Below are 17,351 nucleotides of genomic sequence, written 5' to 3'. Positions count from 1 at the left end.
GGCCGTCGTACGGGACGACGGCCCCCGCTCAGGACATGCCGGCGATCACGGCGGGCGCCAGGGGGTCACCCCCTCGGCGGCGCGTCACAGGGTCGCGGTGGTCGCCTCCCCCGAAGCGCTGCCCGTGAGCCACTCGCTCCAGCTCAGGTTGAAGTCGGCGTAGCCGTTGTCGGCCGGGGCCTTGCCGCGGGGCGATCCGGTGATGGTGACGGGGTCGCCCTGCTTGACCTGGCCGTAGAACCACTTGGCGTCCGCCATGGACAGATGGACACAGCCGTGGGAACCGCGGGCGCTGCCGCTGCCCGGGTACGGGTCGCCGGTCGAGTAGTGCACATACGTACCGGACTGGGTGAGGTGGATGTCCCAGGGCAGCGTGAGGTCGTAGTAGTTGGGGCTGCTCTTGTCGCAGCTGATGCCCACGCTGCAGGAGGTCATATGGACCTTCTCCTGCTTGTCGATGACGGCCATCGTGCCGTCCCACGTCGGGAACTGGGCGCTGCCCGCGTTGATCGACAGGGTCCGCACCAGCTTGCCGTTGCGGGTCACCTTCATGGTGTGGCCGGTCACCGAGACATCGGCGCGCACATCGTCGCCGATCTTGAAGGTGTGGGTGTAACTGTGTACGCCGTAGCGTCCGTTGCCGTTGCTGACGCCCGTCATGTCGGCGTCGATCTTCACCGTCGTACCGGACGGCCAGAACGTCTTCGGCCGCCAGTCGGCGCGCCGGTCGCCCATCCAGTGCCAGGCACCGGCCACCGGCTGCGAGGCGCTGACCTTCATGTGCTTCTCGACCGTGGCCCGCGCCTTGGCGGCCACCGGGTTGGTGAAGATCACCGAGATCGGCATCGCCACACCGACCGTGGTTCCGGTCTGCGGGGTGATCGTGTCCAGCAGCATCGGCGGACCCGCGGGCTTCGTCGGCGACGGAGAGGCACTCGCGCTCGACTTGCCCGACGTCTTCGCGTCGTCGCCGCTCGCCTTGTCGCCGCCTCCCCCGCCTCCGCCACAGGCAGTCACACCCACCAGCATCGCGACCGTGCCCAGTGCGACACCTATGCCACCAGCCTTGCGCCGTCCCACGCTCTGCCTCACTCTCTCGCCCGGGCCCCGGACGGGCCCGGCCTTCTCCCGACTTCCTGTCAGACAACGACAGGGCGGTCGGAAGTTCCGTGCGGCACGTAAAGCGTGCTCCAAGATTCGCAACGCGACACTCCATCACGGACGGTGAGGTCAGAACCGCTCAGGACATCAGCAGGTCTGACGGAGGTAGCCGCTCGATCCCTTGGGCACGAGCAACGAGTCGCGCCGGACGACGCTGAGGGTGCCGCCCCAGGCGGAGCACGCCTTGGAGAAACCCTTCGCGGTGTACTCGACCACGAGAACGTTGTCGCCGAATGCCTCGGCGTAGGAACCGCACTCGTTCCACTCGGCGCACTCCTCCACCACGGCGAAGTCCAGACCCACCGAGGCACGGTCGGCCACGAGTTCAACGGCGTTCTTCTGCGCGATGGCCAGGTGCTTGCCGTGAGCGTGCGCCGACAGCAACTTCATCAGCGACTCCGCCTGGCCCGCCCTGAGGTACGACGGGTAGCGGGTGAAGGTGTCGTAGTTGTCGGGCTCCACGGCCTTGAACCCCTTGGCCGCGCACTCGTCGATCCAGCCGTTCAGCTTGGCGGCGATACGCTGCCGCTTGGCGTCGGTGCGGATGTCCAGGACCGCCTCGTCCCACTCCTTGTCATGGACGACCTTCCCGTCCGCGCCGCGCAGCAACAGGTCGGGGGCCCAGTCGCGCTCCTCGTCCGCCTGGGCCTGGAAGGCGTTGATGTTGCAGATGCTGTAGGCACCCGGCGCGGGCTCGTCGTCGTGATCCCGGCTCACCACCTGGACGCCGGACGGCACGGGATACACCCCGCCGATCTGGTAGTCCCACGGTACGTGCTTCGGCGGCAGGGTCACCTGGGGGGAGGCGGGCGCGGACGGCGACGTCGCGGCGCGGGACGTGGGGGCCGTGGGCGACTGGGCGGAGTCGTTCCGGTCCGCTCCCGCCTTCACCACCGCGACGCCCACCCCGCTGACGGCCAGCGCCGCGGCGAGGCCCACGAGAACACGCCGCTTTCGGCGTCCGTCACGGATCCGGGTGCTGTCCTCTCCCCCGCCGGCGCCGTTCGTCCCGCCCTCGGCGGCACCCGGTGGAACGGGCCGTCCACGCGGCACCCGGTGGTGGGGTGCCGCCTCGACGGACGCCGGCGTCACGGACGGCGGAACGGTGTCCGGCAACGCCCGCAGCAGATCGCGCAGTTCCTCCAGTTCGGGCCGGGCGGCCGGGTCCTTGTCCAGGCAGCGTGCGGCGACGCCCCGCAGCGGCTCGGCGACCCCGTCCAGGTCCGGCGCCTCGTACATGACTTGATACCCCGTCATATACGGGCTGCTCGCGTCGAACGGACGGTTGCCGCTGGCCGCGTACACCAGGAGCGAGCCGAGCGAGAAGACGTCCGAGGCCCCGGTGACGTCCCGTGGCGCGACGAACTGCTCCGGGGACATGAAGGGCGGGGTGCCGATCAACCGGCCGGTCATGGTGAGGGCTTCGTTGTCGACCGCGTGCGAGATGCCGAAGTCGATGACACGCGGTCCGTCCTCGGCCATGAGGACGTTGCTCGGCTTGAGATCGCGGTGGACGACACCGGCCCGGTGGATGTCCCGCAGCGCCTCGACCAACCCCAGGGCCAGGACGCGCAGTTCGCGCCCGCCCAAGGGACCGTCCTTGGCGACGACGTCCGCCAGGGTGCGGCCCGGTACGTACAGCGTGGCCATCCACGGCTGCACGGCGTCCGGGTCCGCGTCCACCACCGGAGCCGTGAACGCCCCGCTCACCCGGCGGGCCGCGGCGACCTCCTGGCGAAAGCGCGTCCGGAACTCCTCGTCCTGCGCATACGCCGGATGCACCAGCTTCACCGCGACCCGCCGCCCCGAGTCCGAACTGCCCAGGTACACCACGCCCATGCCGCCGCTGCCGAGCCGGTCGGTGAGCGTATAGCCGCCTATGGACTCCGGATCGCCGGGGCTCAGCGACATCGCGGGACACCTTTCCCAAGTGCTGGGTTTCGAAAAGCTGTTCAGGGGCAGCAGAGTAAACCGTGTTCGCCCGAATCCCTTCCCCGGGCCCCGTGGACCGCCTCGCGCGCGAGCGACCACAAGCTGTCGACGTGTCGCATGGGGCGGCTCTAGACGACTGGTCTACTCGATGCTATGGTTTCACCCATGCCGGTCACCACACGGAACACAGACACCCGTCGGATCATCCTCGACACCGCCCAGCGGATCATGGCCCGCAAGGGTTACTCCGCTGTCGGTATCAATGAGGTGCTCGCGGAGGCCGGCGTACCGAAGGGGTCCTTCTATCACTACTTCGCCTCGAAGGACGCCTTCGGCGAGGCGCTCCTGCAGAGCTACTTCGCGGACTACCTCACGGACATGGACGGGATTCTCGCCCCATCAGGCGAGTCGGCTGCCGAGCGGCTGATGGCCTACTGGCAGCAGTGGCGCCAGACGCAGAGCGTCGAGGAGTGCCAGGGCAAGTGCCTGGCCGTGAAGCTCGGCGCCGAGGTCGCGGACCTGTCCGAGTCGATGCGCCTGGCCCTCAAGGAAGGTACGAGCGCCGTCGTCGACCGCATCGAGCGGACGATCGCCGACGGCGTGGAGGACGGCTCCCTCTCGATCGACGGCGAGGCCCGAGTCGTCGCACAGGCCCTGTACGACATGTGGCTCGGCGCCAGCGTCATGGCCAAGATCCACCGCAGCCTGGAGCCGCTCGACACCGTCACCACGGTGACCCGCAAGCTGCTGCATCTGTAAAGAGGACATCCGCAAAGGGGCCACAAGCAGGAGGCCTCGTTGCATCTCTGACTAGTAGACTGGTCTAATTACATGAGGAGTGTGTCATGAAGGTTCTGATCGTTCTCACCTCGCACGACAAGCTGGGAGACACCGGCCACAAGACCGGGTTCTGGCTGGAGGAGCTGGCGGCGCCGTACTACCGCTTCAAGGAGGCCGGTTGGGAGATCACCCTCGCCTCACCGAAGGGCGGACAGCCGCCGCTGGACCCCAAGAGCAACGAACCCGGATTCCAGACCGACGACACCCGGCGCTTCGAGGCCGACGCCGAGGCGGGCGACGCACTGGCGAACACCGTGCGCCTCGACTCGGTCTCGGCCGGCGACTTCGACACCGTCTTCTACCCCGGCGGACACGGACCCCTGTGGGACCTGGCCGAGGACACCGACTCCGCGCGACTCATCGAAACCACCCTCCGCTCCGGCAAGCCGGTGGCGCTGGTGTGCCACGCGCCGGGCGTCCTGCGGCACACCGTCAACGAGGACGGCAGCCCGCTGGTGGCAGGAAAGAGGGTCACCGGCTTCGCCAACACCGAGGAGGAGGCCGTCCAGCTCACGAACATCGTCCCCTTCCTGGTCGAGGACGAACTCAGCAAGCTCGGAGGCATCTACTCCAAGACCGACGACTGGCAGCCCTACGTCCTGCGCGACGGCCTGCTGATCACCGGCCAGAACCCGGCGTCCTCGGCTCCGGCAGCCGACGCCCTGATCGAACTGGTCGACAAGGGCGGCGAGTAGGCGTCTGCGCCCTCCTGCTCCGCAGGCGCGTGACCGAGCCGGCCTTCCACGCCGGCTCGGCGCGGGCGGCCCCGGGCGGCCACCCTGGCCGGCGCTCCCACGCCGGCACCGAGCGGCAATCACTCCCGGACCCTCTAGGACAACCGCAGGATGATGAAGTATCCGCGACTGGTTCTCCCCTGCAGTTCGGCCCGGACCTGCGCGATGAGGTCGATGGCGTCGTCCATCAACGGCCTGCGCGCCTCCGCTCGGGCGGCCCAGTCGCCGTATGCCGGTCCGGTTTCCACACGGACCTCGCCGAGTTCTCCGTCCGACTCCGTCCAGGTCACCAACTCCGGAAGCCGGGGGACGTCCGCGGCGACGAGCCCGATGAGCTTGCCGCGGAGGGCCGCGTAGCGGACGTGGATGAGGTCGGAGGCGTAGAGGTCGAGAAGGTTGTCGACCTCTGGGTCGATGTTCCATTCCTCGACCGACAGGAACGGCTTGGCGACTTCATCCAACTCGTCCAGCGCTCCGAGCAGTTGGACGGCCCACTCGATCAAGGCGAGATACGGCCCTGCTCGCTTGTCGCGTAGGTCCTGAGCGTGTGATCGCTCCTGGAGCGCGCGTTCCTGCACGGCGGCCAGCCGCTCCTGGGCGTCGAGCGTGGCGCGGGTGTTTTCCCGCTGGGCGCGCAGGGAGAGCAGTGCCGTCACCAGGCTCGCGGCGACCGCCACCCCGGCGACTCCCGTTGACGCCAGACTCACGATGATCTGCGGCTCCACGACCGTCAACCTCCCGGGCCGTCGGCGCCGTCCGTGCCGTGCGCCGGTGTGAGGTCCCAGCGGAAGACTGGACAGGCTCACGCAGAGGCAAACGTCCTGACCCGGCAACCCGGCAACCCGGCAGTCCGCGGGGTCCGATTCCCCACCCCGGTTCCTCACCCTCATGCCTGACCGGCGCGGGACGTGAGGCGATCCGCGAGCGCGATGACGAGTTCGCGGAGTTCGGTGGGGCGCTCGATGACGAACGGTCGGTCGAGTGCCGCGAGTACCGGAGGCAACCAGTCGAGCCGTTCCGCCCGTAGCTCCACGCGCAGCCAGCGTTCCGCCGCCGGGTCCCGGGCGGCCGCCGGTTCGTGCTCCGCAAGGCTCGCGACGCTGCCCGGCAGGTGGGCGCGGATCTGCTCAGGGGTCCCGTGGATCCGCAAGGTCACCTCATACCGGTACTCGGCCGTGGCGAAGCCGGACAGCACGCGCTGCGCCGGACCGGGACCTTCGGGCGCCTCGAACGAGCCGGGCAGGGTCCGCACGTCCGCGATGCGATCGAGCCGGAAGGTCCGGTCCTCGTCGACCTGCGGGTCCTTGCCCGTGACGTACCACCGGCTGCCATGGGCGACGATCCCGCAGGGGTGCAGCGTGCGTTCACTGCGCCGTCCGTCGCGGTCGGTGTAGCGGACGGCGACCGGCCGGCGGTGGCGCACCGCGTCGGCGACGGCGAGCAGGACCCCGGCGTCCGGGTGGTCCGGCTCGCCGGGCTGATCCGTGAAGGCGAGCGCTTCCAGGAGGGTGTCGAGCCGGCGGGCGATGCGCTGGGGCAGCACACGCCGGATCTTCGCCGACGCCGTCTCGTTCGCCGTGCGTTCCGTCGTTGTCAGCCCCGCCCGGCGGCCCGCGACCAGGCCCAGCAGTACGGCCAGCGCCTCGTCGTCGCTGAGCATGAGCGGGGGCAGTCGGTACCCGGGAGCCAGCCGGTACCCGCCGTAGCGGCCGCGCACCGACTCCACGGGCACGTCCAGGTCGATCAAGTGGTCCACATACCGCCGTACGGTGCGCCCTTCGACGCCGAGACGGTCGGCGAGCTCGGCCACCGTGCGGGTGCCGCCCGACTGCAGTAGTTCCAGGAGTGTCAGCACGCGGCCGGTGGGTCGGGGCATGTTCGCAGCCTAGCGCCCATACAGGACCGATTCTGTCCCCTATTTCTCCTAGCCTGCGACATGCACGCCTTCAGCACGGCCAAGGAGATTCCCATGGACTTCGTCTCGATCCGCATCATCACCGGCGACGTGGCACGCCTCGTCGAGTTCTACGAGCGGGCCACAGGGGCGCAGGCGACCTGGGCCACCGAGGACTTCGCCGAACTCAGGACAGCGGGCGCCACTCTCGCGATCGCCGGCACCCGCACCGTCCCGCTGTTCGCCCCGGGCTCCGCGCGCCCGGCGGACAACCGCAGCGTGATCACCGAATTCCTCGTCGACGACGTGGACCGCGTCCACCAGAACCTGACCGGCTTCGTCACCGACTTCGTCGCCGGGCCCACCACGATGCCCTGGGGCAACCGCTCCCTGCTCTTCCGCGACCCCGACGGCAACCTCGTCAACTTCTTCACCCCCGTCACGCCCGCCGCCATCGAGAAATTCGCACGCTGACCGCTTGCACACCTGGCCGGACAGCCGGACCCCTGCGATTGGTTCATACCTTTTCCCGGGCAGTGAATCGTTACGAGCAGAGTCTGTCAATGCCTCAAGTCGCTTCTGGTGCCGTTGAGTTGACAATGAACCCGATGGGTTGACACGCACTTGGGAGGCGCCCATCATCAGTGCCACTTCGGCGGGCGCCTCACAGGCTCACCATTCCCTCACCCTCCATCCCCCTTCAGGGCCCAGGCCGTAGCGACCGAAGGAATTGAATCGATTCAGATCTCAACTCAGCCAGCCCACCATGTCACCGCACCTCACCGGGAGGTCCCCATGCGCCGCCGTCCCCCGTCGAACCGGCTCCCCCGCCGTCGGCGCCCGCTCGGCCTCGCCGTGGCCGTGGCGCTCGCCGCCCTGGTGACGGCCGTCGTGCCGTCCGTCGGCGGGCCCTCCCCCGCGGCCATGGCCGAGCCGGCCGTTTCGGGCGCGAGCCCTCAGGCGGCGGCCGACGCGCTGAACTACTCGCCGACCTCCCGCACCGTCAAGCCGACGGCCGTGTACGCCACTTCCGGCTCCGTGGCGAACCCGCAGAACGTGCTGAGCGGGCAGCCGACGCGGATCTCCGGCTCGGGGTCCTCCGTCACGCTCGACTTCGGCAAGGAGGTCGGCGGCCTGGCAACGTTGTCTTTCGGCGGTACCAGCGACAGCGGTCAGCGGGTCGGGCTGGCCTTCAGTGAGTCGTCGCTGTACGTGGGCGCCAACAGCGACCTGAGCAGCGGCCGGGGCGGCGAGGACGGGGCTCTCCACACCGCGGTCACCGCGGGCGGCACCTACACCATGCCCACCGCTCGACTACGGGGCGGTTTCCGTTACTTGACGGTCTTCCTCGACACCTCGGGATGGGTGGATCTGAGCGGCGTCAGCCTCGACTTCACCGCCGCTCCGGGGAAGTCCGACCCGGCCGACTACGCCAACTACTTCCACTCCAGCGACGACCTGCTCAACAGAATCTGGTACGCCGGGGCCTACACGGTCCAGCTCGACACCATCGCCTCCGACCAGGGCCGCGCCTGGCCCCCGCCGGCGTCGGAGTGGGACAACGGTGCCACCGTCGGCGTGGGTGACTCCGTCCTGGTCGACGGTGCCAAGCGCGACCGTACGGTGTGGCCCGGGGACCTGGGCATCGCCGTACCCACGCAGTACGCCTACTCGGGCGATCTCACCTCGACCCGCAACGCGCTGACCACGATGTACGACGCGCAGTCGGCGGAGGGTGAGATCCCGTGGTCGGGGCCGCCGTTCAACCTCACCGGGTCGGACACCTACCACACCTGGACCCTGCTGGGCACCTCGACGTACTACACCTACTCGGGCGACCGCGCCTGGCTGGACTCGGAATGGACGAACTACAAGCGCGGGATGGCCTTCATCCTCGGCAAGGTCGGCGCCGACAACCTGCTCGACGTGACCCGTACGCAGGACTGGGCCCGGGTCGGACAGGGGGGTGAGAACATCTCCGCCAACGCGCTGTTGTTCGCCGCGCTCAAGGGTGGCGCGACCCTGGCCGCGGTCGAGGGGGACAGCACGCTCGCCGCGAGCTATGTCACCAAGGCGGCAGCCATCAGAAGCGCGGCCAACTCCCTTCTGTGGGACGCCTCGAAGGGCATGTACAAGGACAACCCGAGCAGCGGTCTGTATCCGCAGGACGGCAACTCCCTCGCCGTCTGGTACGGATTGACCGACTCCACGGCCAAGGCGAAGAGTGTCGTGGCGGGTCTCGGGAAGAACTGGGGCGCGTACGGCCCCACCACTCCCGAATGGGGCGGCAACGTCTCCCCGTTCGCCGGCGGGATGGAGCTCAACGCCCGGTTCGCCGCCAATGACGACTACACCGCCCTGGACCAGATCCGGCGCACCTGGGGCCATATGCTCGACAGCGACATCGGCACCCGCAGCACCTTCTGGGAGGGCGTCAAGGCGGACGGCGGTCTCGCCTACGGCGGTTCGTTCATGAGCCTGGCCCACGGCTGGTCCACGGCGCCCACCTCCACGCTCACCTTCGACGTGCTGGGCATCGCACCCGAGTCCGTCGCCCACTCGTACCGCTTCGTCCCGCACCCCGGCGATCTGAGCAACGCCCAGGGCCGCATCACCATGCCCGAGGGCGCCGTGAACGCGTCATGGTCCCGCGACCGGAACGCCGGCACCTACTGGGCGCAGCTCACCAGTCCGTCCGGCACCACCGGCCGCATCGGCGTCCCGAAGGCCGGCGGCACGATCACCGTGGCCGTGAACGGGGCCACGGTCTGGAGCAACGGCACCTTCACCCCCACCGCCGGGATCACCGGCGCGAGCCAGGACGACACCTACGTCTACCTGACCGGCGTCGCCGCGGGCAGCTACACCGTGACCGCCTCCGGACTCGGCGACCCGCCCGCACCCGCCGACCCCGCCACCAGCGGTGCGCTGCGCGCGGGTTACACCCGGTGCGCCGGCGAAGGCGGCACCTGCTCCTTCAGCGGAACCCGCTCGGTGGCCTACGGCGCCGGGACGTACACGTACAAGACGGTGACCGGCGGCACGCCCTGCGCCAGCGCCTCCTTCGGCGGGGACCCCGCGGCGGGCATCCTGAAGTCCTGCTACGTCGCCGACGCGGGCGGCCCGCCCGGCTACACCGTGTGCGCGGCGGAGAACGGCGCCTGCTCCGTGCCCGGCTACAACCGCGATGTGGCCTACGGCGCGAACGGCGACTTCGCCCACCAGGTCACGAGCGGCTCGGTCGCCTGTGCCAACGCCCACTTCGGCGATCCCATCGACGGCGTCGCCAAGTCCTGCTACCTCCCGCCCGCAGGCGGTCCTCCCGGCTACACCGTCTGCGTCGCCGAGGGCGGCACCTGCCCGGCCGCCGCCGGACAGCCGGTCGTGTACGGCGCCTTCGGGGCGTTCACCACGATCACCGCCACCGGCGACACCCCGTGCGGCAACTCCACGTTCGGCGGCGACCCGATCCACGGGGAGTCCAAGGCCTGCTACACCGCCACGGGTGGCCCGCCCGGCTATGCCACCGCGTGCTCCGACGAGGGCGGCACCTGCGCCTTCGGCGGGCTGGGGACCGTGGCCTACGGCGCGCGGGGCAGCTTCGACTACAAGTCCTTCACCGGCGGCACGAGTTGCACGACCGCGGCCTTCGGCACCGACCCGCTGCCGGGCGTGCGCAAGACCTGCTACCTCACGCCCTGACCAACGCCTGTATCCGGCTCCTCCTCAACATCCCCCACGTCCAGGGAGTTCGGCATGATCCCCACGCCAAGACGCGTCCGCGTCGTCGGCCTCATCCTCATCGCGATGCTCGCGCTTCTGCTCCCGGTCACCACCGGTACGGCCGCCGCCGCCGCGACGGTCTGCAACAAGTACTGCGACACCCGCGACCCGGCCCTGTCCCCGGACGACCGGCAGCCCGTCAGCACCACGATCTACGCCCGCGGCATCACCCTCCACTTCGACGACACCGACGCGATGGGCTGGGCCTCGATCACCAACGGCAGCCCGACCGACGAGGTCTGGCTCGACCGCTCCTTCGACGGGGGCCGCACCTGGAGCTCGGGCAGCAAGCTGGGCGACACCACCATCCCCGCGGGGCAACGGGGTTGGCGCACGCTGATGTACAACGTCGACGACTGGAACAGTCTCGGCGTCGGCGCGCTGCGCGCCTGCGGCAAGGCCGGTGACCGGGACGAGATCGCCTGCACGGCATGGGCCCGCACCACCTGGAACGCGTGGAGCCGCCCCACGGCCGCGGCCACCGCGCTGATGCAGTCGTACAACACCTCCACGGGGCTGTTCGACACCACCGGCTGGTGGAACTCCGCCAACGCCCTCACCGCGGTCATCGACAACATCCGCGTCACCGGGATGGGCAGCTACTCCTACGCCGTCTCCACCACCTATGACCGCCAACTCGGTTCTCAGGGCGGCCAGTTCCGCAATGACTACATCGATGACACGGGCTGGTGGGGGCTCGCCTGGGTGGACGCGTACGACCTGACCGGGGACAGCCGCTATCTGGACACCGCTCGTGCCGACGCCGACCACATGGCGCGGTACTGGGACTCGACGTGCGGCGGCGGAGTGTGGTGGAGCACGGCGAAGACGTACAAGAACGCCATCGCCAACTCCCTCTACCTGGAGCTGAACGCGGCCCTGCACAACCGGATCGGCGGCGACACCGTCTATCTGGGCCGGGCGAACGCGGAGTGGTCGTGGTTCCGGGCGAGCGGCATGATCAACGGGTCGCATCTGGTCAACGACGGCATCGACCTGTCGACGTGCGGCAACAACGGGTCGACGGCATGGTCGTACAACCAGGGTGTTCTTCTGGGCGGGCTGGCCGAGTTGTACCGCGCGACGGGTGACTCGGCCCTGCTGACCGCCGGCCGGCAGATCGGGGACGCCTCGACCACCTCCGCGTCCCTCAACTCCGGCGGCATTCTTCGGGAACCGTGCGAGGCCGACGGCTGCGGGGGCGACGGGCCCTCCTTCAAGGGGGCGTACATCCGTGGGCTGAGTGCCTTCAACTCGCGGCTGCCGGACCGCCCTTACACCTCGTACATCGCCCGCCAGGCCGACTCCGCCCATGCGGCCGACCGCAACGCCCTGGACGCGTACGGGCTCCACTGGGCGGGCCCGGTCGACTCCACGGACGCCGCCCGCCAGCAGAGCGCCCTGGACCTGATGAACGCGGCGTCCTGACGCACCGGGCGCCCCTGTCACGCCGCTCCCCCGTGGCGGCGCGACAGGGACGCTCACCACCGGCCTACGGCACCGGGTACTGCGGGCACTCGGCCGAACTCCGTGTCGACCCCCGGCATGAGGCGTTTTCTCATCGCTACTCCTCCGTACGGCGTTCGTTCCGACGGGTGATCAGTAGGAACCGGTCGAGCCGCTCCACGTCCGCGCTCCGCCGTCGTAGAAGCCCTTCGCGTACGACTTCACGTCGATGTCGTTGACCATCTTGGTGTAGCAGCCCGTCGAGCCGGAGGCCACGGCGCAGGAGTACTCCTTGCCGTCACTGGTGCGGTGGACGGTGACCGTGGGGGCGTGCTGGTCCTGCGGGACCCAGCTGGCCTGCGAGATCCGCGCCCAGGCCGCGCGACAGCTGGGGCTGTAGCGCAGTTCCACATAGGCCGCGCCGAGCCAGATGGCGCCGTTGGAGGGTGTGATGGCGTCGCTCTGGCAGTAGGTGGCGGGGTCCTTGCCCTCGCAGGACGATCCGTAGCAGCCGGCCGCGTTCGCGGGAGTGGCGATCGCGGTGCCCGCCGCGGCCAGGCCCAGGACGGCCAGTGACGTGGCCCAGTTGCGAACCTTCACGTGGTTCTTCCCCTCTTCACACTCTTCGGCATCGCTGTCGCGCAGACAGTCGGTCCGGCCGTCGACCTGACGACCACTCATATGACGATCTAGGATCCGTCTTGCGAAAATCTTGTGATGGAGGGGCGTTGAAGCTGCTTCTGCTCGGGCCGCTGGAACTGCGCGCCGCGGGAACCGGGGTGGACCTGGGACAACCGCGCAGACGCGCGGTCCTCGCCGCGCTGGCGGCGGACGCCGGGCGGCCCGTCCCCGTGGAGACGCTGGTCGGCCGGCTCTGGGACGGCGATCCGCCGGACGGGGCGCGCTCCGTCGTCTACTCCCACATCAGCCGCCTGCGACGGCTCCTCGACGAGGCCGCGGAAGGCGGACGTGCGGCGGGTGAGGCGTCGATCCGGCTGGGCAAGGTCTCCGGCGGATATGTGCTGGACGCGGACGAGGACGCCATCGATCTGGCGCGGTTCCGTTCCCTGGTCGCGCGCGGGCGTGAGCCGCTGTGCCCCGACGCGGAGCGTGTGGACCTGCTCGACGAGGCGCTGCGGCTGTGGCGGGGAGCCCCGCTGCCGGGACTGCCCGGGGCCTGGGCCGAGCGGATGCGGACGGTCTGGGGCCAGGAGCGCGTCGAGGCGGCGCTCGTCTGGGCGCGGGCCTGTCTGCGAGAGGGCAGCCCGGAGCGGGTGCCGGAGCTGCTGCGGGCCGTACTCGCCGACCACCCGCTGTCCGAGCCGCTGGCCGTGGTCCTGATGCGCTCTCTCGCGGCCGCCGGCTCGGCCGCCGACGCGACCGTCGTCTACTCCGAGATCCACAAGCGACTGGCCGAGGAACTGGATCTGCCGCCCGGGCCCGAACTGCGCGCAGCCTACGAGGAGCTGGCGAGCCGCGACGAAGGAAGGCGGCCGCCGGTCCCACCGAAGCCTGCCGCACCCGTCCCCGCCCAGTTACCCATGGACATACGGCCGTTCACCGGACGCGCCGCCCACCTCGCCGAGCTGACCGCTGCGTTGATCGCGGAAAGCGGTGGTGACGGCGCCACCGCGGCGGTCGTGGCCGCGCTCTCCGGCACCGCGGGCGTCGGCAAGACCGCGCTCGCGGTGCACTGGGCACACCGGTCCCGGGCGGCTTTCCCCGACGGGCAGCTGTACGTCGACCTGCGGGGCTACGACCCCCACGAGCCGCTGTCCGCGGGCCAGGCGCTGTGCGGTTTCCTCACCGCCCTCGGCGTCCCCAGGCAGGAGATCCCGCTACGCCTGGAGGACCGGGCGGCGCGCTACCGGACGGCCCTCGACGGCCGAAGGCTGCTGGTGGTCCTGGACAACGCCGCGTCCGCCGCCCAGGTCAGGCATCTGCTTCCGGGCAGCCCCGACTGCCGGGCGCTGGTCACCAGCCGGGACTCCCTGGGCGCCCTCGTCTCGGTCAGCGGCGCGCACCGTGTGGTGCTCGACGCGCTCTCCCTCGACGAATCCCTCTCACTGCTGGGGGCGTTGATCGGCGAGCGGGCCGACGCCGAGCGCTCCGTCGCCGTCGATCTGGCCGAGCAGTGCGCACGACTGCCGCTGGCCCTGCGGGTGGCGGCGGAGCTGGTGCTGTCCAGGCCCGCCGAGCCGCTCGCCCGTCTGGTCGCCGAACTCCACGACCACCAGCGGCGGTTGGACCTGCTGGACTCCGGCGACGATCCCCGGGCCGCCGTACGCGCCGTCTTCTCCTGGTCCTACGCCCGCCTCGCCGAGCTGCCCGCCCGGCTCTTCCGGCTCCTGGGCCTGCACCCCGGCCCCGACACGGACGTGTACGCCGCCGCCGCGATGGCCGGGGAGTCGGTGGACGCCGTACGACGGGCGTCGGAGGTGCTGGCGGGCGCGCATCTGCTGAACCGCACCGCCGCCGGCCGGTACGGCATGCACGACCTGTTGCGGGCGTACGCGGCCGAACTCGCCGCCCTGCACGACACGGCGGCGCGGCGCACGGCCGCCGTGACCCGGCTGCTGGACCACTCGCTGGCCGCGGCGGCCACCGCGATGGACGTCCTCTACCCGGCCGAGCGCCATCTGCGTCCCGCCGTCGACCGGCCCGGCACCGGGCTGCCGCCGCTGCGGACGGCCGAGGAGGCCCGCGCCTGGCTCGACGCAGCACAGCCCACGCTGGTGGCCCTGTGCTCGCGCACCGAGGAACCCGGCCCGTCCGGGCACACCGTGCGGATCGCCACGACCCTGCACCGCCACTACGAGCGGTCCGGGCACTACACGGACGCCCTGACCGTGCACACATACGCGCTGCGCACCGCGCGGTCGGTGGGGGACGCGCGCGGAGAGGCCGACGTCCTGGTCTGCCTCGGCGCCGTGCACCGACGGCTCGGGGACTACGACAGCGCGCAGCGGCTGCACGACACCGCCCTCGACCTGTGCCACCGCATCGGGTACGCGGCGGGTGAGGCCCGGCACCTGACCAACGTGGGCGTCCTGCACGAACTGCGCGGACGCTACCGGGAGGCGGCCGAGCAGCACGAGCGGGCGGTCGCGCTGTTCCGCTCGGTCGGTGACGCGCACGGCGAGGCGGACGTGCTCAACAACCTCGGTATCGTGCTGGAGTTGCTGGAGGACTTCGAGGCGTCGGTGCACCGCTACGAGCGGGCCCTGGAGCTGTACCGCGGCGTGGGGCATCCCGTCGGCGAGGCCAGCGCCCTCGGCAACCTCGGCATCCTGACGGCACGGCTGGGCGACCACACGGCCGCGGCAGGGCACTTCGAGCGCGCGCTGGCACTCTTTCGCCGGCTGGCGAACGCGTCCGGAACGGGGCACGCGCTCACCAACCTGGGCAACGCCCTCAGCGGTCTGGGCCGGCACGAGGAGGCGGCCGGGCACCAGCGGGAGGCCCTGGACCTGTTCCGCCGCATCGGCGAGCGCTATGGCGAGGCCGGTGCTCTCAACGGCCTCGGCGAGGCGCTGCACGGGCTCGGGCGTGAGGCCGAGGCCCTGGGCGCGCACGCGGCGGCGCTGGAGGTCGCCGGCGGGATCGAGGAGTACGAGGAACAGGCCCGGGCCCATGTCGGAACGGCCGCCGTGCTGCGGACCGAGGGGAAGCCCGCACCGGCCGAACGCCATCTGCGGGAGGCCCTGGAGCTGTACACGAAGCTCGGCTCCCCGCGTGCGCGGGAGATCCGGCAGGCGCTGGGCGAATGGTGAGCACCCCGGCCGGGAGTCCCTACGCCCCCTACGGGGTCGCGGGCGTCGGATGTGCCGTGACCGGCGGGGTCTCCGATGCCGGCGGGGAGGCCTCGCCGGAGGAGGCCTGGACGACGAGGACCACCGCGATGACGGCCGTGGTCACCGCGGTCATCGTGGCCAGCCACCAGATCCCGATCGCTTTCGCGTGAGCGGCCATGGCTCCCTCCTTCCACGCGGAGCGTACGCGGGTCTGCGGGGAGAGTGTTCGTTTTTCACAGCACCTGACGTTCGCCACACCAAGGCGGCCTGAATTGTCCGTAGATGCGACGGTCGCATCTCCTGTCCGTACGCCTACGCCGGGCCCCCGGGCGCCGTGCCGTCGCCCGCCGGTCGGACCCTCTCGGCGTGCACGGGTTCCGGTGAGGTCCCCGGCATGGACGCCGTGATCACCTCGGACCGCCGGGCGCCGCGGTCCATGAGGCCGCCGGCGAAGGCGAGCGCGAGTCCCGCCGCGGCGAGGGCGGCGCCGACCAGGTTCGGCGAGGCCCATCCCCAGCCTGCGGAGATGGCCAGCCCGCCGAGCCAGGCGCCGCCCGCGTTGGCGAGGTTGAAGGCGGAGTGGTTGGAGGCGGCCGCCATCGTCGGCGCGTTCCTGGCCTTGGCCATGAGCAGCATCTGGACGGGCGTGGTGATCAGGGCGCCCATCGCGCCGATGAAGGTGATCGTCAGCAGCGCCGGAACCGTGCTGTGGACGGTGAAGTAGAACGTCACCAGAGCGGTGCCGAGGAGAGCCAGTCCCGCGTACATCGTCGGGCGCAGGGCACGGTCGGTAAGGGGGCCCGCGATGAGGGTGCCGAGGGTCATACCGACGCCGTAGAGCGCGAGGACCAGTGTGGTGGAGGTGTCGGAGATGCCCGTGAGGTGGGTCAGCATGGGCACCAGATAGCTGTAGACGGCGAAGAACCCGCCGAAGCCCACGACCGCCGTGGCCAGGCCGATCGCGACCTGCCGGTTGCCCATGGCCCGCAGCTCGTGGCGGATGCCGGACTGGCCGCCGCGCGGCTGATGGGGGACGAAGCGGGCCAGCGCGGCGAGGGCGAGCAGGCCGATGACCGCGACGGCGGCGTAGGCGGAGCGCCAGCCGAGCTGCTGACCGAGGGCGGTCCCGGCCGGCACGCCGACGATGTTGGCGACGGTGAGCCCGAGGAACATCCTCGACACGGCGCGCGCGGCCCGCTCCGGGGCGACCAGCCGGGAGGCGACGACGGCGCCGACGCCGAACAGGGCCCCGTGCGGCAGGCCGGCCAGGAACCGGGCGGCGAACAGCAGGCCGAAGTTCGGGGCGAGCGCGGAGGCGATGTTGCCGACCACGAACAGCCCGGACAGGAGCAGCAGGAGTCGTTTGTGCGGGACGCGTGCACCGATGCCGGTCAGCACGGGGGCGCCGACGACGACACCGAGCGCGTAGGCCGACACGAGGTTGCCCGCGTGCGGGACGGACACGCCGACCCCGTGGGCGATCTGGGGCAGCAGCCCCATCGTGGCGAACTCGGTGGTGCCGATCCCGAAGGCGACGACGGCCAGGGCCAGCAGAGCCAGGGGCATGGTGCGGGAGAGCCTTTCGATGGTGGATGTCCGGGGGACCTGCGAGGACGTACTGCCCTTCCCGCGTGTTCGGGAGAAAAGGGCAAGCCCACCATTATGCAGCATGCCGGATTCCGGCCCGAGGCCGGTGTCAGACCCTTGTGGGAGCGTGGGGACGTGCCCGAATCGCCGGTGCGCCTGCGCCTGATCCTGCGCGGGATC

At 70.7% G+C, this 17,351-nt stretch carries 13 protein-coding genes; 6 read left to right on the top strand and 7 right to left on the bottom strand.

The annotated features are described in order from the left end of the window. Window positions 1–84: 84 nt before the first annotated feature. Together ABZT17_RS23590 and ABZT17_RS23585 are read right to left on the bottom strand one after the other, a co-directional pair. Window positions 85–1,080, bottom strand: coding sequence for a L,D-transpeptidase (locus ABZT17_RS23590; RefSeq protein WP_356351544.1), 996 nt, complete (start codon window positions 1,078–1,080; stop codon window positions 85–87). A gap of 168 nt (window positions 1,081–1,248) precedes the next feature. Then, window positions 1,249–3,072: an endo alpha-1,4 polygalactosaminidase gene (locus tag ABZT17_RS23585; protein WP_356351543.1), complete on the bottom strand. Its 1,824-nt coding sequence runs from the start codon at window positions 3,070–3,072 to the stop codon at window positions 1,249–1,251. Between the two features lie 186 nt (window positions 3,073–3,258). Between ABZT17_RS23585 and ABZT17_RS23580 the strand changes: the two genes are divergently transcribed. Both ABZT17_RS23580 and ABZT17_RS23575 read left to right on the top strand, forming a co-directional pair. Next, a complete protein-coding gene (locus tag ABZT17_RS23580) occupies window positions 3,259–3,852 on the top strand; it encodes a TetR/AcrR family transcriptional regulator (protein WP_356351542.1) in 594 nt (197 codons plus the stop codon). 86 nt (window positions 3,853–3,938) lie between these two features. After that, window positions 3,939–4,628: a type 1 glutamine amidotransferase domain-containing protein gene (locus ABZT17_RS23575; RefSeq protein WP_356351541.1), complete on the top strand. Its 690-nt coding sequence runs from the start codon at window positions 3,939–3,941 to the stop codon at window positions 4,626–4,628. Window positions 4,629–4,762: 134 nt separating this feature from the next. Here ABZT17_RS23575 and ABZT17_RS23570 read toward each other — a convergent pair whose 3' ends face one another. Then, window positions 4,763–5,374: a hypothetical protein gene (locus ABZT17_RS23570; RefSeq protein WP_356351540.1), complete on the bottom strand. Its 612-nt coding sequence runs from the start codon at window positions 5,372–5,374 to the stop codon at window positions 4,763–4,765. Window positions 5,375–5,553: 179 nt separating this feature from the next. After that, window positions 5,554–6,543 (bottom strand): YafY family protein, encoded by a 990-nt coding sequence (locus tag ABZT17_RS23565; RefSeq protein WP_356351539.1) that lies wholly within the window; start codon window positions 6,541–6,543, stop codon window positions 5,554–5,556. Between the two features lie 93 nt (window positions 6,544–6,636). Between ABZT17_RS23565 and ABZT17_RS23560 the strand changes: the two genes are divergently transcribed. From ABZT17_RS23560 to ABZT17_RS23550, 3 genes are all read left to right on the top strand, one after another. Beyond that, window positions 6,637–7,035 carry a VOC family protein gene (locus tag ABZT17_RS23560; protein ID WP_356351538.1) on the top strand — a complete coding sequence of 133 codons (399 nt, stop codon included), beginning with the start codon at window positions 6,637–6,639 and terminating at the stop codon, window positions 7,033–7,035. A 321-nt stretch (window positions 7,036–7,356) separates the two neighbouring features. Further along, window positions 7,357–10,263, top strand: a complete 2,907-nt coding sequence (locus ABZT17_RS23555) for an alpha-L-rhamnosidase (RefSeq protein ID WP_356351537.1) — start codon at window positions 7,357–7,359, stop codon at window positions 10,261–10,263. Between the two features lie 105 nt (window positions 10,264–10,368). After that, the gene (locus tag ABZT17_RS23550; protein ID WP_356351549.1) at window positions 10,369–11,772 is read left to right on the top strand and encodes a glycoside hydrolase family 76 protein; all 1,404 of its coding nucleotides are present in this window, start codon (window positions 10,369–10,371) and stop codon (window positions 11,770–11,772) included. A 171-nt stretch (window positions 11,773–11,943) separates the two neighbouring features. On the opposite strand, the gene ABZT17_RS23545 is transcribed toward ABZT17_RS23550, so the two are convergent. After that, complete coding sequence (locus tag ABZT17_RS23545) at window positions 11,944–12,390, bottom strand: DUF2690 domain-containing protein (RefSeq protein WP_356351536.1); 447 nt, start codon at window positions 12,388–12,390, stop codon at window positions 11,944–11,946. A gap of 128 nt (window positions 12,391–12,518) precedes the next feature. On the opposite strand from ABZT17_RS23545, the gene ABZT17_RS23540 reads away from it, so the two are divergent. Beyond that, window positions 12,519–15,563 carry a tetratricopeptide repeat protein gene (locus ABZT17_RS23540; protein WP_356351535.1) on the top strand — a complete coding sequence of 1,015 codons (3,045 nt, stop codon included), beginning with the start codon at window positions 12,519–12,521 and terminating at the stop codon, window positions 15,561–15,563. Window positions 15,564–15,591: 28 nt separating this feature from the next. Here the strand turns inward: ABZT17_RS23540 and ABZT17_RS23535 are convergent, their stop codons facing one another. Together ABZT17_RS23535 and ABZT17_RS23530 are read right to left on the bottom strand one after the other, a co-directional pair. Next, complete coding sequence (locus ABZT17_RS23535; RefSeq protein ID WP_356351534.1) at window positions 15,592–15,762, bottom strand: hypothetical protein; 171 nt, start codon at window positions 15,760–15,762, stop codon at window positions 15,592–15,594. Between the two features lie 134 nt (window positions 15,763–15,896). After that, a complete protein-coding gene (locus ABZT17_RS23530; protein ID WP_356351533.1) occupies window positions 15,897–17,150 on the bottom strand; it encodes an MFS transporter in 1,254 nt (417 codons plus the stop codon). Window positions 17,151–17,351 lie beyond the last annotated feature (201 nt).

The sequence above is a fragment of the Streptomyces sp. NPDC005648 genome (genome assembly GCF_040605395.1).
Taxonomy (GTDB): domain Bacteria; phylum Actinomycetota; class Actinomycetes; order Streptomycetales; family Streptomycetaceae; genus Streptomyces.
The sequence above is the reverse complement of the archived record's forward strand: the minus strand, read 5'-3'. Positions and strand labels throughout refer to the sequence as shown.